The 537-nt window shown below is 69.1% G+C and carries 1 protein-coding gene; it reads left to right on the forward strand.

What is annotated here, in order from left to right; all coding sequences use genetic code 11:
• Positions 1-68: 68 nt before the first annotated feature.
• On the forward strand, positions 69-537 hold a 469-nt coding region (locus H5T44_06465; GenBank protein MBC7081862.1), incomplete at its 3' end, for a hypothetical protein.

Here is a 537-nt window from a genome sequence, read left to right on the forward strand (position 1 = left end):
AAGAGCCGCTCCTTCCTGCCGGCGCGCCGCGGCCGGAGGGTGCCGACGCGGACATCCTGGAGAGGGTTATGCTCGAGGACATCCCCGTTGAAGAGAAACTGGCCATCCTGGAAGGTCATGCCGAGATAGAGGAGCTCATCTCGCTCGTATCGGAACCTGAGGCCTCCTCCACGGAGACCTTCTTCGATATAGGAGAGAAAGAGGAAGCGCCCGCCGCCGCTGCAGGCGGCGAGGTGGAAGACGACCTGCTCAAGGAGATAGAGGAGCTGGAGAGGGAGATACTCGAGGCGCAGGCCACCGCCGCGGCGGGAGCGCCGGGCATCGAGGAGGAACTGGAGGCCCTGGAGAGGGAGCTGCTCGCAGGAGGGGGCGAAACGGGCACCGGCGAGCCTCCCGCCGGGGTCGTAAGGGAGGTGGAGACGCCGCCCGCCGCGGGGGAGACCCTCGAAACCGCGCCTCCGCCGCAGGAAGCCCCCTTCACGGCCATGCCGGAAGCGATGACGCCGCCCGTGGCGGAGACGCCGCCCCCCGCGGTGG

It is taken from the genome of Thermoplasmatales archaeon (assembly GCA_014361195.1).
Taxonomy (GTDB): Archaea; Thermoplasmatota; E2; order UBA202; family JdFR-43; genus JACIWB01.